Below are 14,619 nucleotides of genomic sequence, written 5' to 3'. Positions count from 1 at the left end.
CAAGACTCGTCATACCAACACAACGACTCTCCTCGCCAAAGGAAACGTCGTCTTAACGGCACGAACCGAGCGCACAGCTTTGATCATTTTGTTCGACAGTCCTGGGACTTGATCGGCGAGGTAGCCGAGAACGGTCACACCTCCCGCGATCGAGCCGACAGCCACTGCCGCCCAACCCGCCACTTCCATATGCCCTCCGAGGGTGTCGTGATGACGGGCCGGAAGACCGGAGCCTTCCGACGCCCCCGAGAGCCCTCGACTACGAGGACTACGGACTTAACAGGAATATCCACTGTAGCCACTGGAATGGTGACGGCATAGACCGTCAGACAAGCCGTAGGCGCGGCGGGTAATACAACCCTCAGCACTGCACCAATGGGCTCCAAGGGCCTGCTGGAAGATCTACCCTTCCGCGGCAACCCACAACCGGTGCTCTCGCGCCTCTTCTGCAAGCTCACGCGCTGCGGCACTGGGGCCTGCCGCGGTCAGGTTCTGCCGGAACTCGGCGAGGTAGCTGATGCAGCGCGCGGACTTCAGCTGCTCACCGAGATCCATGGCATCGAGAGCGACACGGCATGCCTCCTCGACGTCACCCGCGCGCAAGTGAGCATCGGCGAGAACCATGGTCGCGAAGAAGTCGCTTCGTACGTGGCTGCCGCTCATGGCGTTTTCTGCATGCGCTACCGCCTGGCGAGCCCTGTTGACGTCACGGAAGCAGTGGGCGGCCTCGGCGGCAAGCTCCGCCTCATCGAAGTAGCTGATCCACTCAGGCTCGTCCTCGCTGTTCCGACTCTCAAGCGCCTTGGTCGCCGCGCTCAGGGCGGCCTCGCAGGCTGCAACATCCCCGGTGCGGGCAAGGGCGCGGGCATCCATCGCGTGGAACTGGGCCCGCAATGTTGGCGTGGCTACGGGGGAAATGCCCATGAGTGCTGCACGGGCGAGCGTGGCGGCCTGGGTGTACCGGCCGAGGAAGGTTGCTTGGTGACTCATCGCTGACAGGATGCTGCCCGCTAAGCGTCGGTCGTTGGCGTCCTGAGCGAGGCGGAGCGCCTGGAGGAAGTATCGCTGGGCGAGGCCGTGGTGACAGGCGTCGTACGACATCCAGCCGGCAAGGAGCGTGGCTTCCGCGACGGTAGAGAAGAGAACTCGGCCCACTTGCTGGGTGTATTTGCCGCGGAGCATCGGGGTCACGTCGTTGTTGAGGTACTGGATGACGGAGTGACGTGCGTGGTCTCCGCCGAACTGGTCGTCGAGCTGGGCGAACATGTCTGCCGTGGTCTTGATCGCAGCCACGTCACCGAGGCCGACTCGCATTCCCTCGGTGCGCGGGCGGGGGATGCCTGGCTCCGGCGCGACCAGCCAACGAAGGGACGCTTCGTTCCACGCCGGCTCGGACGGCTCTGCCCTGAGCAGCGGGTCGTACTGATTCAGATCCGCGCGCCACAGCTGGCTGACCGTCTGGATGGCGTCATCGGGGCTGGCGGGATACGCGGCGTCGAGTACGGGAGCGTCTTTCGCCTCTCCGTGACTGAGTCCGAGTTCCACCGCACTTACGGCGAAGGCATCGCAGAGCAGCGGGCCGTAGAAGTCGTCGGGGGTGCTGTGGTCGTTCTCCCAACTGGCGATGCGGCGCTTCACGCTGGTGTCCGACGGGAGCTGATGTCCACGGTGGGTGGCCGCCTGGCGCAACTCCCTCACCAGCCGCGGCTGGCTCCAGCCCCGGCTGATACGAGCCTCGCGTAAGCGGGCACTGGTCGGCTTCATGAAGACGTGACCCTTCGCTCCCGTGCGCATGCGCCGGCGTGGCAACTCGGCCTGTCTGATCGAATGTACGCGCTGGTGATTGCTTCTTGCAGGCAGTAATCGGAGATCGTCCACGCACTGGGGGTGACGGGGGATGACGTGGCGCGCGTGGACGCGTCATCCCCCGTCACCCCTCGTCATCTGCCCTGGGCAGGGGCTGGGCCGTGAGTCTGGGTTCACGGCGGCACCGGGGCCGCACGGTATCTCCGACTGAGGGTGAGACGACGTGCAGAGGATGACGAGGCGGGGCATCGAGTGGCTGTCCGCGGCGGCGGACAACCCGGCCGAGTGCCGACAGGTCTGGGCGGACGACCCGCGAAGGCCCAGCCTGCTGCCGACCGGCCGCTTCTTCGACGTGCTGAGCGTGGAACAGCGCCTCGGGATGGAGATGTTCGACCGCCTCCAGCGCAGCGGAATGCCGTTCGGACCGGCGATCGCCGACCGCAAGGCGCAGCGAGTCGGGTTCTTCCTCGGCTCGGAGGCCCGTGAGACGTTCCTGTTCTACCTGGGACGCGAGACGTCATCCCCACCGCCGTACCGGTACCTCGGAGCGGGCTGCGCGGTCGTCGTGCCGGGCCCCATCCCGCTGTCCGACGACCGCTACCAGTGGCTTCGCGCCCCGATGCGCCGGCCGGAGGCCAACCCGCTCCGCCCGGTCGCCCTCGCGACCGCGCTGGTCGCCTCCGCGGAACTCCTGGCCCGGATTGCCCGCTTCGACGAGAGGTACCCGACCCCGTACGCGGCGGTCGCTGCCCTTCCCGAGGAGACAGACCACTGATGCCGAATGAGTCGACCGACGGACGCGACGCCGCCGCGTGGTCGCCTCTCGACAGCGAGGGCTGGTACGCGGCCCGAAACGCGACCACGGCAGTGCGGGACGCCCTCGTGCGCGCCGGCCTGGAGAAGGAATTCCCCTACCTGCGAGCGGACTTGAATGCCTTCGGGCACGGTCTCGTCGAGTTGGGCCGGGTGTCCCCCGACACGGCCGAGCGCCTCGCGGAACTCCTGCGCCTGGCACTGGCACGTGGATTCGGCCAAGACCGTGACGGCGACGGACGCACACCGACCGCCGTCGAAGAACACAAGGAAAGGACCTGACACCATGACCGACCGGCGAGGAGTGGTGGCTAAACGGGCGGAGGACTTGATGCCCGGAGTGCCCTACGTCCGCGGCTGGAACCGCGCACGACAAAGCGCCAGCGCCTTGGCCGATCAACTTGTCCTGCTGGGACTGGACTCCGACTTCCCCGGCCTGGTGGCGGACGTGAACGTCGTCGGTGACGGACTGGTGCAGCTCGGGACCGTACGTCCTGAAGCGGCCGAACTGCTGGCGACGCTGATCGCGGCAGGACTGCGAGCGGAACTGCACGGCACGACGGCTGAAACACCTGCGACTGCACGGCGGGAAGCACCTGCGGCCTGAACTGCTTCTCGAACGCCGGTTGGCCGCGCTCCGAGCGTGCTCCCGCGATCAGCTGGTCTGGCCCCGTACGACATCGTTTCCCCCAACGCTGTCGTACGGGGCTACTTGCTGTCTCGGCGTACCCCGCCTGCCGCTCGGCCGGGACCGGCGCCCCAGCGCCGCAGCCCGGACGAAGCGGCAGGCCGAAGGGTGACATCAGCTTGGGAAGCTCACGCCCCCTAGCATGGGCCTTCCTGCTGACCTGCGGCTCGGAGCGCTGGTCTTCTGATGGACTGCCGCCTGAAACTCCGCTGTTCCCTGTGGTTGCCCACTGGATCTGACACGACCGCTTCGTCCCGAACTCTCGGCTTCTCGGTCACTGAGGTCTGGGAGGCTGGTCAGTCGGCCACTGACGGTTCCTGACGGTCAGCTGTGATCACTGTGGTTGCTGTAGCTCGCTGCTGTACAGCAACCAGCTTCGTGCGGTCGGAGGAGGCAGGCGCAGACGCGTGCGGCAGTCGAGACCGCCTTGGTAGCCCTTGAGAGCCCGCATAGGTCGCCTACATTGGCGCATGTGACCCACATCACATTTCACGGTGCCGCGAGACAACTCCTCCAAGAAGCATGACGGACAACAGTGAGTGGGAAATCTCCGGTGATGGTGCCGACCAGCTCCCGCGCATCACCAACGGGTCGGGCCAGGGGATGAAGGCTGCTGGTGGGGCCAGTGGTGTTGGGCAGAAGTCGAACGAAATCAACAGTCTTGTGCTGCTCATCAACACGATCTTGGGCGGCCTCGGTATCTTGTATTCGACGACCAAGTCCACCGGAATCACTCTGGCAGCGGCCCTTTTGGTGACTCTGATCACTGTTGTGGTCCTAGTCGGCAGAAATGTACTCAGGCCAGGTGAGAGCCCTCAAGGGGAGGACGGCAGGGGTGGGGAGTGAGGCGGTTGACCATGAGGTCTTCAATGCCTTCTTCAAAGACCAATATCCGAAGGTGGTGGCTATGCTGATCTGTCATCACAGGTTTACTCGACAGGTCGCGGAGGATGCGGTCGCCGAGAGCATGACACTTCTGCTGCTGAACTGGGAGAGAGTTCGAGCGCCGATGGCATGGGTGCGGACAGTCGCTTTTCGCGAAGCTGTTCGGCAAGCCAAGCAGCAACATGAGCCACTCCCTGAAACACCGCTCACTGACGAACATGCTGCCGGCGATCTTGCAGCGCTGGAAATGGCTCTGACGACCGGGGCTGCCGTCAAATCCTTGCCGCGTCGGCAGCAGGAAGTTATGACGCTCACCCTCGCCGATATGAAGCCCGGTGAGATTGCAGAAATTCTCGACTGCACCTCCGAACAGGCGCGCGGCAACCTTTCGCACGCGCGCCGCACACTGCGGCGAGAACTTGGAATGGAAGAGGGGGTATGAGTATGGATCCGACTCCTAGCTTCGAGACAGAGAATCCCGACGACGCTTATGCTCGAGTCGTCGCTGCCTACTCCGCCCCTCAGGCCGTTGCCGCCGCACTCGAGCGAGTCAAGGTCGAGGCGCGGCGCAGGGAGAAGGCACAAGAACTTGCCCTAGAACTGGCCACGAGGGCGCGAGGAGGACTGCTGCACAACCACACAGTTAAGGAGATCGCCCGCTACTTCCGTACCCCTGAACGAGGCCGAGTCGACCTGCTCCAGGTGGCAGAGAGCACCGGCATCCCGCTCAGCGATGCTCGCCAGGTCCTGTGTGAGTTCGTCAGCGCCGGCCTGCTGGACGAGTACGAGGAAGAGGTCGGCGACTTGATCCGTCGCTCCTACGAAGTCGCCGATGGAGCCCACGGTGGAATTACCGAGGTATTCGTGGAGGCGGAATCGGCAGCCAGGAACGGCCAGCATGCAAGGCAGGAAAAGAGCGGCTGGCTTCCTGGATGGGTTAAATGGGGGCGCGCGCGGTGATTAGGTTCTTTTTCACTGAAGTCTACAATGTCGCGTTCCTTCTGCCTGGACAGTTACTGCTCGGGTTTCTGATCTCGTCTCGGCAACTGATCATTGGCGGCCTTGAGTATATCGATGCTCAAGGTGAACAGAATCGTACTACTGTTGCGAAGAATAAGATTCTGTATAGCATTCTATCCTTTCTGGCCACTGCGCTCGCCCTTATCAGCGCAGTGCTGGTATTCGACTCCGATTTCTTTAGTGTCGTGGGCAGCATGCTTCCCGCCGCAGTTACCTTCCTGGGCGGTTGGTATCTGCTCACGATGTCGAGTATGCCGGAAGCAGTGGCCGCTTATAGCGCATTCTGGATGCCGCCGACCGAGCAGGTGACGCACCGAGAGGACACGCTGTACGCGCTGCTTCAGACTCGCGGAGTAAACCGAAGTCGGCATGCCTGGGGTCTATTAAAATCCAGTCCCCGAGCTGGATTACGAGAGCGTCGCCGCTATATGCAACTCGCCGATGCGATGGAGGTCAGATCTGGGATCTGCGGTAGTGAGGCATCGTCCTCCCGCTGAGAGAGGACGAAGCCGCCCGGCCTTCATGGGCTGGCTGCACTCGGGAGGCTGGGGCGTCGGTCATGCGGCACACCCTGCGGAGCGACTGCTTCGTCCCGAAGCCAACTTGGGTGACTGTTCGGTCTTGGATTCGTGTGCCGCCTACCTGCGCTGACGGTCCACTGGAGTTCGCGTCCGTCCGTCGTTGTGTGCCGGCGTTGTCACGCAGTTAGACACTCACCCAGGCTGCGCGCGCTCTGGCAGGGCGGCCTGTCCTCAGGGACTGTGCACATGCAGTGTGCCGAGTACGAGGCACACGGTACCGAAGAGGAAGAACCCACCCGTGGCTATCGCGGCTGCTCGAGCTTCATAGCGCCGGCGCTCTTGCCCTCTTGCGGCACAAGCGAGCTCGATGCCTGCTGTCTGAAGTCGAGATACGCAGGCAGCCGTCCGGTTCGCCGTAGCGTCCGCCCGATGCTGATGAGTGCTATGTCAAAGATCAGCGTGAGCAAGCTCGTCTGGAGCTGGTAGGCCGGGTCATGCCCGTCCGAGACAGCGATGATCACGAAAGCATCTCAACGATCCGCGGACAGCGCTGCACCGGTGTGCGGCGGACCCGGGTCTGAGCCGACGTTGGCTCCTCAGGAGCCTGCCACTGTGGGTAGCGTCGGTAGTGCAAGTTGTGAGATTGGAGCGTCATGCTCGCCAGTTTGCGGGTACTGTCAGGCTGTCCCAGCCATCGTGTGGCCGCCATTAGAGCTCTGGAATGAGATGACAGAAGCCGACCCCGCACAGACATCCATCGGGAGTGCCGGAACTGCTTCGGATGAGGCGAGACAAAGAGTCGCTCCAGAAGTTCAAGCCACGCGGCAATTAGAGCCTCCCGCCTGGGAAAAGGCCGTTATTAAAGCCATGCTTTGGTTCTCCTTTTCAGTCGTCTTGTCGGTCTTGCCTCTAATCGCCGCGTACTTCTTCAAAAGTACCAAGGGGGAAGCGGTAGCCTATTCAGACCTGGCCGGAGACGGGGAGTTGTTGATCATTACGACCGGAATGGCCGCCGCAGCCGCCGGTGATCTATGGGCTAAGGGGGCCTCTAAAGACTGGCTGACAACTCTGCTGGCCTGCTCAAATACCGCAGTAGCCATCTTTACCACCCTGTGGTTTGGGTACATCACGGCTTTGGCGGACGAGAAGTCCAACATCGATAAAGGATTCATCTCTTCGTGGTCGACAACCCTGTTCATCATTAGTTTTGCAGCTAGCGGTATGAGCATTATTCGCGCGGAGTTGAGGCAACAGTGACCTTTGAATTGGCTACAATCCTCGTGAGTGCACTCACTGCCGGGTTTGCTTTCATTTCAGTTCTAAACGCACTCCGAAAGGCTAGGAGTGAGGCGGGTAAGACCGTCTCGATCTCAATTAAAGGCGCAAATAGGTCCATCCATATCGACGCAACCGGGATGTCCGAGAGGGACATCCTTCACCTCATCAATTCTTTGCAGTCCGACGAGGATGAAAATGAAAGACCGGGCGAGGCGGTGGAGTAAATACCATGCTGTGCTCAACAGCAATGGCGGGCGGCGTTACCTAATGGGCGAGTCAAGATCTGTCTTCTTGCCCTGGGTCTTGCCGGGGATCTTGGTGAGCTGGGTCTTTGCTGGTCAGGGGCGGTGGCATCGTGCGCCTGGTGGTCGTCGTTGGTCGTCATTGGCCGCTGTCGAGCGACGTCGGACGGCCCAGGGACGGCCCAGCCATGGGCACGCTGAACGGCGTCAGCCGACGGAAGCGGCTCGCCACTGCGCGGTGATGCAGCCCTCTTCCATGTGCCACCACTCTTTGGTTACCCCGTGCTGGAGCAGCCTTTGGACCTTGGCGAGATCAGCGGTGGGCGGGACGTCCAGGGCGACCATGCGGAACCTTTCGATGCCCTCGCCGTCGACGCCGAGTTTGTGGAACGCGTTGATCACGCTCTGCCGTGCTGCTCCCGAACCGCCGTCTCGGAGGACGATGAGGCGGATGGTGCAGTTCTCCGAACGCCGGACCACGTCGCCGGCCCACCGCACACCTTCCTCGTCGGGCTCGGTGGCCACGACGTCCCCGCAGGCGATGCCGCGAACGAACCACGGGATGTTGTCGAGCCGCGCGGTGCCGTCCCCCTGGTCGACCGCCCACAGACTCTCCACCGACGCGGGGGGCCAGTCATCCTCGATCTCCAGCCGGAAATGCACCTTCACGTAAGGGCCTTCGGGGTTCGTCATGGTGCCCAGGATGCACAGTCCTGCCACGTCAGCCGTAGGTGGGTGACGGGAGAGGTCTGCCCAGAGTTGGACGCAGGTTCGTCTGCGCCTCAGCCGACGACCGTCAGCCACTACGGCGGGTACGCCGACCGATCAGGCGCGCGTGTGTCTCGCTGTACCCCCACCTGCCTCAGCCACGCTGGCAATGCCGTCGGCCAGAGCACGCCACCACGGCCGACCTGTGACGACGATGCCGGAGCCCTCAGCTTGGGAAGCTCAGGCTCTCCACGCATGAGTGTCCCGCTGACCTGCAATGGACCGGCTACTGGATTACCGGGGCTCCCCGTCCCGGCGTTGATCGATGAACCTCAAAGCCATGGCCCACTGTCAGTGACCCGGCGTACCATCTGAGGCCATCTCTGCGAATGATCTCAAGAGTGGATGATCATGCCCAACCTGCTCCAGGCCGAGCTGTCCAAGGCGCAACTGTCGCTTATGACCCTCATGACCGCGCCGTTCGGGTTGCACGGCCAGTGGCCTGTCTGGAACTACGTCGTCACGAAGATGTACGGCTTGGGCCTGGACGCCGAGGAGCAGCTGAAGTCGCTGCCGCATGTCGGTGACCGGTCGGTTGGGCGGTCGTCATATGGGCTGGCCTGGTTCGACCAGAATCACCTTGCAGACGACAGCCGCCCGAGCTTGACCATGGCGGCAGCGCTGCATCTGGAAGAGTTTCGCCCCGTAGCGCACAAGCTTCTGCGACTCACCGAGTACTTCATCGAGCGCCAGCTGGACGTCCGGCCGTCGCCGAACTCGGTACAGCGTCACTTCGTGGAAGCGGATGAGGTGGCGCAGCAGTTTCCCGACTTGAACCCGGCGTTCATGCGCGTCGTCCCGAGCCTGCTTCAGCATGAGCCGGTGTTGTCGCGCGGCACTCAGGGCTGGTACACCAAGCCCAACGGCTCTGAGTCCTGGCGGTACGAGCTGCACCGACAGATTCTCAAGTTCCACGGCGTGGGCACCGACGTCGAGAAGTATGTCCGGCGCCAGGTGGAAGAAGTGGAGCGCTTGGAGCGGGAGTACGAGTCCAAGTACTTCCTTAGCGGCGGCATCCGCAACGTCGTCAGCGGCAGCAGCAGCAACAACGTCGCTTTCGACAACGCTCAGATCACCATGACGGCCGCAGTCGCCGAAGCGGAGCTGGCGCCCACCATCGAGGTGGTGGCCGAACCCAAGCTCTACGTGAATGCCGGTCTCCGCAATGAGCTGTTGGAGAAGCAGGGCAAGACCAAGCTGAGCGTCGACAAGCTCATTGCGCTGCTGCGGGAGCTGGATGACAACTACGCGGATGGTCATGCCTACTCGTGCCACGCCCTGCTGCGCGCCGTCATCGACCACGTGCCGCCAATCCTCGGCCACAAGTCGTTTGAGGCGGCGGTGAACAACTACACCTGGAGCCGGACAGACAAGAAGTACATGACCCGCTTGCTCGACTTCAAGACGCAGGCGGATGACGTACTACACCGGCAAATCCGGGCCAGCGCTGACGTCATCTCCATGCATGACCTGCCTCAGGCGGCCGCGCTGAACGCGCTTCTCCGGGTCTGCATCGACCAACTTCAGTGAGCCGACGCCAGAGCCTCGAAAGGATAAGTAATGACGGTGAAGGCCAAGCTCGAGGGCCATCCGTTCGACCTGGACGCTTTGATGGAACTCTTCCGTGACGGTGACCCGAAGGTCAGTAAGGAGAAAGACGGCTACTACCTCAGCTCAGCCGAGCTGGAGGGGCTCATGGGTGACGGGGGCCGCTTGATCGAGGTCGCCAACCGACTACTCCAGCGCGTAACTGGCGTGGCGCGCATTCTCGACAGCAGCTTTCGCCCGGTCAGTCTGCCTGGCACCTTCGTTGAGGATGACGGTGCAGGTAACGGGCGTCGTCACCACATCGTGCAAGCAGAGACCGTTGAGGCACGGTTCAACGCCAAGGCTGTCGCCGTCGTCATGGACGGACAATCGTCAGTACCTAGGCCGGCACCACCCCCGGAGGGTCCTGGGTTCCTTCGACTGGCCATGAGCCACACTGACGTAGCAGAGGCTCTGACGATTCTGGGTCAGTTCAGCGTTTCGCTCAGCTGGGTTGATCTATACAAGCTGTATGAGATCGTCCGGGATAGTGTCGGGAGCGAACAAGCGTTGAAGGCCAAGAAATGGGTGCCGGATGCAGAGCTGTCCGCCTTCAAGGCCTCGGCCAACCGCCCTGATGTAAGTGGTAGTGCTGCCCGCCATGCGCGGATGGGAGGTGGTCCTCCCAAGCTCACGATGACCCTTGCTGCGGGTGAAGACTTCATCCGCAGGCTGGTCGCCGCCTGGTGGAACTCCTTGAGCGGCGCGCCGTGAGCTAGGCGCCGGCCACGGCCCAGTCCAAGAGGCAGCCCAGCCCCTAAGGACGTTCAGCAGCCTCTGTTTGCGCTTATGCGCTCAATCCGTCCCCGAGAAGATGGCGGACACCGGCAGATAGCAGTGACCGGTCTGGCTGGCGTGCTGGCGCTTCCGGGCGATTAGGTCGTCCAGGCGGATGCGCTGCTCCAGCACCGCCATGAAGTCACTGCCGTCCATGGTGATGAAGGGCGTGCTGTAGCTGTACACGTCCAGGGCGTCCGAGGTGAAGCCGCTCATGCTGATGTACAGACCCAGGGTGTTCTTCCCCTTACGCTCGATGTTGCTCTTGAACACGTCGAGCTCCCGGCGGCCAATGGCTTCCTTCCACCACTTGGCCTCGAGGACGTAATGGTCAGTGGCGTGGGTGAAGGCACCGTCGATCTGCTCATGGTCGAGGCTGTACGCCGCCCGGGGCTCGAGGTCGTACAGCCCCAAGAGCTTGTTGATGAAGCCTTCAAAGTCGGTGCCCCGCTGGTGCGGGTTGCTGGCCCCGTGCATCTCGAAAAAGCGCGTCTTCAGGGCCTCATGGTCAGCGTTGAACAACCGGGCCTGCTCCGCCTGCCTGGCACTGTCCGCGATGGTGGCCGCGTGGTCCTTGTGCTCCTGGATGACGGACCGCTGGTGCTCAGTCCACTCGCGCAGCTCGGCCACGGCTTCTTCAGCGCGAGCCACCATCTCGGCACGGTCGACCTGTTGTTCCAGGTTGGAGAAACGCTTCATCTCCGCAACGTCGAGCATGAGCTTGACGGTCAGGTCGCGGTACCGGGCTTCATTAGCCCGGAGGAGATCAACCAGCTCGCCAGACGTCTCCCGCTTGGTGCTGCTGAAGTCGAGCCGCGCCAAGAGCTCGCTGTGGTCTTGCAGCATCCCCCGGAGGTACCGCTCAAATGGTGGCTTGTTCCAGAAGATCACCGTGAGTGCGTCGGCCAGCGCTATGTAGGCGCGCGGGTTGATCTTCTTGCTACTGGCGCTCTGCGGCATAGCCCCCTCTTCCCCAGCCCCACCCAGGACAGCTACCCCAACACGGTACCGCGGGAACGGTCGTTGAGCTGCACCACAGTAAGGCTTCACCACACCGGATAACGGGTCATCTGGTGTGCTCCTCGGTCGCGTAGAGCGCCTGCTGTGTGGCAGCCGACCCAGATGACCACAACCCCCAGTCAGGCCCTCGAAGCACGTTCCGGGGCTTTGGATCGGCCAGGGTGTACCTAACCTTCCAGGAGTAAAACGGCACTTCTCTCCGCGCCACTGGGCAAGGCCAAAATATCGGCTCGCTCCATAGCCAGGATGCGGATGGCCTCGTGCGCCTCACGCACGGCTTCGTCTAGTTCTGGGGCCAGCTGGTACGCCTCCGCAAGGTGCAGTGAGACGTGGTCCGCTCCGCCGACCGCCCCATCCACAACGTGCCCCTTCTCTGGCATCAGGCGGCTGCATGCTTTGAGCGCGGCACGGGCGCCGGCCGGGCTGGAGCGGGACGAAGGCAGGAGCGCAGGCCCGGCCGGGGGCCGGGCCGCGCGCGGGGAGCGAAGCGAGCCGCCTTGATGACGTAGAGAAAGTCTGAGCCAACCGGGCTGTGCTACAGCCGGAACGAGAGCTCCAGCTCGTCGCCTCGAAGGTGGAACTCCTCCAGGGCCAGGGGCTTGTCTGACTCGGTGAGGGTCACGCGGAGGATGTGGAGCAGAGGAACCCCGTCGGCGAGGCGCAGTGCTTGGGCCTGGTCCGGCAGAGGCATGCGGGTGCGGACGTACTCCGTGAAGTGAAGTTCGTGGCCCAGGTCGGCGAGCGCCGTGTAGAGCTCCGGCGCCGGCGGTGGGGCCTCCTCCTCGTACTTGGTGTCGATCAGTACCGAGAAAGGCACGTACGTCCGGTGGAGTTGGCGGAGGCGGCCGTGGTCCGCTGTCTGCAACGCGTCGTACGTGAACATCGGCTCGCCCGGCGGGATACGGAGTAGGTCCGCGAGTGCAAGCGGGGCGTCGGTGCGGGTGGCTACCGGGGGCTCGGCGTCTGTCCAGCGGATGCCGTCCGCCTCGACGTAGCGGCCGTCTGGGGTTCGGCGCACGCCGCGCGGGCGGGTGTGGCTGGGGCGGTTGTGGGGGGAGCGGGCGAAGGTGCCGCGGCCCATGATGGCCTCGACGAGACCGGATGCCCGAAGCTCGCTCAGTCCCTGACGGACTGTGGGGCGCGTCACGCCGAACTGTTTCGCCAACGCTTCCTCGGACGGGAGCGGTTGGCCGGCGGGAAAGGTGCCGTCCAGGATGCCTTCTCGCAGGTAATCCGCGATCTGCCGGTACTTCGGCTGTGTGCTCTTCGGCGGCATGCGGGCCCTCCACGGCCGTGGTCAGTAGTCCTTCCACTCGCGAGTGGAACGGTCTCACTCGTGGATGGAACATAGCGTCCCTCATGCGAAGGCGGTTGACAACCCGTACTACGGGTGGCCAATCTTGTCTGTGTCGCCCGTACTACGGGTGGTCTAGCAGCCCGGAGGAACAGCCTTCGGGTGCCTGAGAAGAGGAGATCCGAACAGTGGCAAGCCTTCCGATCGACACCGCGAAGTTCACGGGGATCATCTGTGCCGTTCCCCCGGCTCCGCGGGTCGCCAACCGTGAGACAGGTCAGCTCCGCGTTGACCGCGACACGGGCAAGACCGTGTATCAGGTCGGTCTCTGCCTGATGGCGGGGACGTCGGCCGACGTCGTGAACGTGAGTGTGGCCGGTGAGCCGGCCGGTGTGCAGCTCGGCGTGCCGGTGGCCGTGCGGGACCTGGTCGCCACGCCGTGGGAGAACGAGGGGCGGCACGGGATCGCGTTCCGCGCTGCGGAGATCCGGCCCCTGAGCGCTCCCGCCACTCCGGCGGGTAAGGGGGCCAGTCAGTGATGAAGCTGGCCTCCGCTACGTCGGCCAGCGAGACCTGGCCGAGCTGGCTTCTGGTGGTGGCCGCAGTGCTGGTGTCGGGTCTGCTTCTGGCAGGCCCGGCCCTGCGCCGCCGCTATCCCGTTGCCTGGTGGCTGTTATGCGGCTTCCCGTTCGTGGCCTTCCGGGTTGTGCAGACCTGGCGGCCCTTGATGGCCGGCTGCGGGCTCGCCGTGAGTCGTCGGCCGGCGCTGACCGTGGTGTCCGGGCTCGTCGGCAAGGGGGCGCCTCCGCCGCAGCCGCGAGTGCCTCGGAGGGGGCTTATACGCCCGACCTCCGGCGGCTTCGTACTGCTCGTGCGGGTGTTGCCGGGCCAGGTGCCGGAGAACTTCGTCAAGGCTGCGCCTGCCATGGCGGAGAACTGGCAGGTGCACGCGGTGCGGGTGACCTCCTGGAAGCCGGGGGTCGTGCGAATCGTCGCCTCGGCGGCCGACCCGCTGGCCGATCCCCAGGTGCCGAAGCAGCGAGGGCCCGGCCATCTGCTCCGCGTGACTGTGGGCGCCCTCGAGACCGGAGCCGCGTGGGTGGTCGACCTGCGGCGCATCCCTCACTGGCTGATCGTCGGCGCCACCCGCTCCGGCAAATCGACCCTGATCAACGCTCTCGTGGCGGGCCTCGCCCCGCAGCCCGTCGCCCTGGTCGGGATCGACTGCAAGGGCGGCATGGAACTGTCCCTCTACGAGCCGCGGTTGTCCGCCCTCGCGACGAACCGAGAGCAAGCGGTCCGGCTGCTCGCGGCTCTCGTCGACCTGACCCTCGACCGGATGACCCTGTGCCGGGCGGCCCGCGTCCGGAACATCTGGGGCCTGCCCGAGAAGGAACGCCCGGTCCCCGTCGTCGTGATCGTCGACGAGATCGCGGAACTCTTCCTCGTGGCGAGCCGGAGCGAGAAGGACGAAGCGCATGCGGCCGGTACGGCGTTGATCCGGCTGGCCCAACTCGGGGCGGCGCTGGGGATGTTCCTCGTCGTGGCCGGCCAGCGTGTCGGCTCCGACCTCGGACCTGGTGTCACCGCATTGCGGGCACAGCTCGGCGGCCGGGTGTGTCACCGCGTGGCCGACCCCGGTACGGCAGAGATGGCGCTGGGTGACCTCAACCCGGACGCACTGAAGGCGGCGCAGGCCATCACCCCGGAACAGGCCGGTACAGCCGTCCTTGCGTCCGGCGACGGCTGGGAACGCGCGCGGTCTCACCTGATCACGGAAGCGGAGGCGGAAGCCGTGGCCGCCGAGTACGCGCACCTGACGCCTGTCCTGTCCGAACTCCACGTTGAAGCGCTGTGAGAGGGGACTGCCGTGCTGGTGTCCATGTCCGCCGTGCTGCTGCTCGGCCTGCTGATCTGGTT

16 protein-coding genes are annotated in these 14,619 nt (G+C 64.2%); 12 read left to right on the top strand and 4 right to left on the bottom strand.

Annotated features, from left to right (window positions below; all coding sequences use genetic code 11):
- Positions 1–402: 402 nt before the first annotated feature.
- Positions 403–1,638 (bottom strand): hypothetical protein, encoded by a 1,236-nt coding sequence (locus tag G6W55_RS35110; RefSeq protein WP_175524700.1) that lies wholly within the window; start codon positions 1,636–1,638, stop codon positions 403–405.
- 391 nt (positions 1,639–2,029) lie between these two features.
- On the opposite strand from G6W55_RS35110, the gene G6W55_RS35105 reads away from it, so the two are divergent.
- The 8 genes from G6W55_RS35105 to G6W55_RS35070 all read left to right on the top strand — a co-directional run bounded on the left by G6W55_RS35105 (position 2,030) and on the right by G6W55_RS35070 (position 6,990).
- Entirely contained in the window at positions 2,030–2,581 is a 552-nt protein-coding gene (locus G6W55_RS35105) for a bifunctional DNA primase/polymerase (protein WP_375372501.1), read from the top strand.
- Complete coding sequence (locus G6W55_RS35100; protein WP_175524698.1) at positions 2,581–2,901, top strand: hypothetical protein; 321 nt, start codon at positions 2,581–2,583, stop codon at positions 2,899–2,901. Before G6W55_RS35105 ends, G6W55_RS35100 begins: the two co-directional genes overlap by 1 nt.
- A 4-nt stretch (positions 2,902–2,905) precedes the next feature.
- Positions 2,906–3,226 carry a hypothetical protein gene (locus G6W55_RS35095; RefSeq protein WP_175524697.1) on the top strand — a complete coding sequence of 107 codons (321 nt, stop codon included), beginning with the start codon at positions 2,906–2,908 and terminating at the stop codon, positions 3,224–3,226.
- A gap of 603 nt (positions 3,227–3,829) precedes the next feature.
- Positions 3,830–4,153 carry a hypothetical protein gene (locus G6W55_RS35090; protein WP_175524696.1) on the top strand — a complete coding sequence of 108 codons (324 nt, stop codon included), beginning with the start codon at positions 3,830–3,832 and terminating at the stop codon, positions 4,151–4,153.
- On the top strand, positions 4,143–4,634 hold the full coding sequence (locus G6W55_RS39500; protein WP_175524695.1) for an RNA polymerase sigma factor: 492 nt from the start codon (positions 4,143–4,145) through the stop codon (positions 4,632–4,634). The genes G6W55_RS35090 and G6W55_RS39500 overlap by 11 nt, the downstream gene beginning before the upstream one ends.
- Positions 4,631–5,152 (top strand): hypothetical protein, encoded by a 522-nt coding sequence (locus G6W55_RS35080; RefSeq protein ID WP_175524694.1) that lies wholly within the window; start codon positions 4,631–4,633, stop codon positions 5,150–5,152. Before G6W55_RS39500 ends, G6W55_RS35080 begins: the two co-directional genes overlap by 4 nt.
- Positions 5,134–5,709, top strand: coding sequence for a hypothetical protein (locus tag G6W55_RS35075; protein ID WP_175524693.1), 576 nt, complete (start codon positions 5,134–5,136; stop codon positions 5,707–5,709). The genes G6W55_RS35080 and G6W55_RS35075 overlap by 19 nt, the downstream gene beginning before the upstream one ends.
- A gap of 750 nt (positions 5,710–6,459) precedes the next feature.
- A complete protein-coding gene (locus G6W55_RS35070; RefSeq protein WP_175524692.1) occupies positions 6,460–6,990 on the top strand; it encodes a hypothetical protein in 531 nt (176 codons plus the stop codon).
- 470 nt (positions 6,991–7,460) lie between these two features.
- Here G6W55_RS35070 and G6W55_RS35065 read toward each other — a convergent pair whose 3' ends face one another.
- Positions 7,461–7,946 carry a DUF4265 domain-containing protein gene (locus G6W55_RS35065; protein ID WP_175524691.1) on the bottom strand — a complete coding sequence of 162 codons (486 nt, stop codon included), beginning with the start codon at positions 7,944–7,946 and terminating at the stop codon, positions 7,461–7,463.
- 426 nt (positions 7,947–8,372) lie between these two features.
- Between G6W55_RS35065 and G6W55_RS35060 the strand changes: the two genes are divergently transcribed.
- Positions 8,373–9,551 (top strand): hypothetical protein, encoded by a 1,179-nt coding sequence (locus tag G6W55_RS35060; RefSeq protein WP_175524690.1) that lies wholly within the window; start codon positions 8,373–8,375, stop codon positions 9,549–9,551.
- Between the two features lie 30 nt (positions 9,552–9,581).
- Positions 9,582–10,322: a hypothetical protein gene (locus G6W55_RS35055; RefSeq protein WP_175524689.1), complete on the top strand. Its 741-nt coding sequence runs from the start codon at positions 9,582–9,584 to the stop codon at positions 10,320–10,322.
- Between the two features lie 81 nt (positions 10,323–10,403).
- Here the strand turns inward: G6W55_RS35055 and G6W55_RS35050 are convergent, their stop codons facing one another.
- Both G6W55_RS35050 and G6W55_RS35045 read right to left on the bottom strand, forming a co-directional pair.
- Positions 10,404–11,345, bottom strand: a complete 942-nt coding sequence (locus G6W55_RS35050; RefSeq protein ID WP_175524688.1) for a restriction endonuclease — start codon at positions 11,343–11,345, stop codon at positions 10,404–10,406.
- 595 nt (positions 11,346–11,940) lie between these two features.
- Complete coding sequence (locus G6W55_RS35045) at positions 11,941–12,681, bottom strand: GntR family transcriptional regulator (RefSeq protein WP_175524687.1); 741 nt, start codon at positions 12,679–12,681, stop codon at positions 11,941–11,943.
- A 206-nt stretch (positions 12,682–12,887) separates the two neighbouring features.
- Between G6W55_RS35045 and G6W55_RS35040 the strand changes: the two genes are divergently transcribed.
- On the top strand, positions 12,888–13,238 hold the full coding sequence (locus tag G6W55_RS35040) for a hypothetical protein (protein ID WP_175524686.1): 351 nt from the start codon (positions 12,888–12,890) through the stop codon (positions 13,236–13,238).
- Positions 13,238–14,557 carry an FtsK/SpoIIIE domain-containing protein gene (locus G6W55_RS35035; protein ID WP_175524685.1) on the top strand — a complete coding sequence of 440 codons (1,320 nt, stop codon included), beginning with the start codon at positions 13,238–13,240 and terminating at the stop codon, positions 14,555–14,557. The genes G6W55_RS35040 and G6W55_RS35035 overlap by 1 nt, the downstream gene beginning before the upstream one ends.
- Positions 14,558–14,619 lie beyond the last annotated feature (62 nt).

Origin of the sequence: Streptomyces sp. CAI-85 (assembly GCF_013363615.1) — a bacterium.
Taxonomy (GTDB): Bacteria; Actinomycetota; Actinomycetes; order Streptomycetales; family Streptomycetaceae; genus Streptomyces; species Streptomyces antibioticus_B.
The sequence above is the reverse complement of the archived record's forward strand: the minus strand, read 5'-3'. Positions and strand labels throughout refer to the sequence as shown.

Excerpts from the sequence above, each read along its gene's own strand:
- G6W55_RS35095 (WP_175524697.1), top strand. The coding sequence starts at position 2,906 with ATGACCGACCGGCGAGGAGTGGTGGCTAAACGGGCGGAGGACTTGATG.
- G6W55_RS35065 (WP_175524691.1), bottom strand. The coding sequence starts at position 7,946 with ATGACGAACCCCGAAGGCCCTTACGTGAAGGTGCATTTCCGGCTGGAG.
- G6W55_RS35055 (WP_175524689.1), top strand. The coding sequence starts at position 9,582 with ATGACGGTGAAGGCCAAGCTCGAGGGCCATCCGTTCGACCTGGACGCT.
- G6W55_RS35090 (WP_175524696.1), top strand. The coding sequence starts at position 3,830 with ATGACGGACAACAGTGAGTGGGAAATCTCCGGTGATGGTGCCGACCAG.
- G6W55_RS35035 (WP_175524685.1), top strand. The coding sequence starts at position 13,238 with ATGAAGCTGGCCTCCGCTACGTCGGCCAGCGAGACCTGGCCGAGCTGG.
- G6W55_RS35075 (WP_175524693.1), top strand. The coding sequence starts at position 5,134 with ATGGGGGCGCGCGCGGTGATTAGGTTCTTTTTCACTGAAGTCTACAAT.
- G6W55_RS35070 (WP_175524692.1), top strand. The coding sequence starts at position 6,460 with ATGACAGAAGCCGACCCCGCACAGACATCCATCGGGAGTGCCGGAACT.
- G6W55_RS35050 (WP_175524688.1), bottom strand. The coding sequence starts at position 11,345 with ATGCCGCAGAGCGCCAGTAGCAAGAAGATCAACCCGCGCGCCTACATA.
- G6W55_RS35045 (WP_175524687.1), bottom strand. The coding sequence starts at position 12,681 with ATGCCGCCGAAGAGCACACAGCCGAAGTACCGGCAGATCGCGGATTAC.
- G6W55_RS35060 (WP_175524690.1), top strand. The coding sequence starts at position 8,373 with ATGCCCAACCTGCTCCAGGCCGAGCTGTCCAAGGCGCAACTGTCGCTT.
- G6W55_RS35100 (WP_175524698.1), top strand. The coding sequence starts at position 2,581 with ATGCCGAATGAGTCGACCGACGGACGCGACGCCGCCGCGTGGTCGCCT.
- G6W55_RS35080 (WP_175524694.1), top strand. The coding sequence starts at position 4,631 with ATGAGTATGGATCCGACTCCTAGCTTCGAGACAGAGAATCCCGACGAC.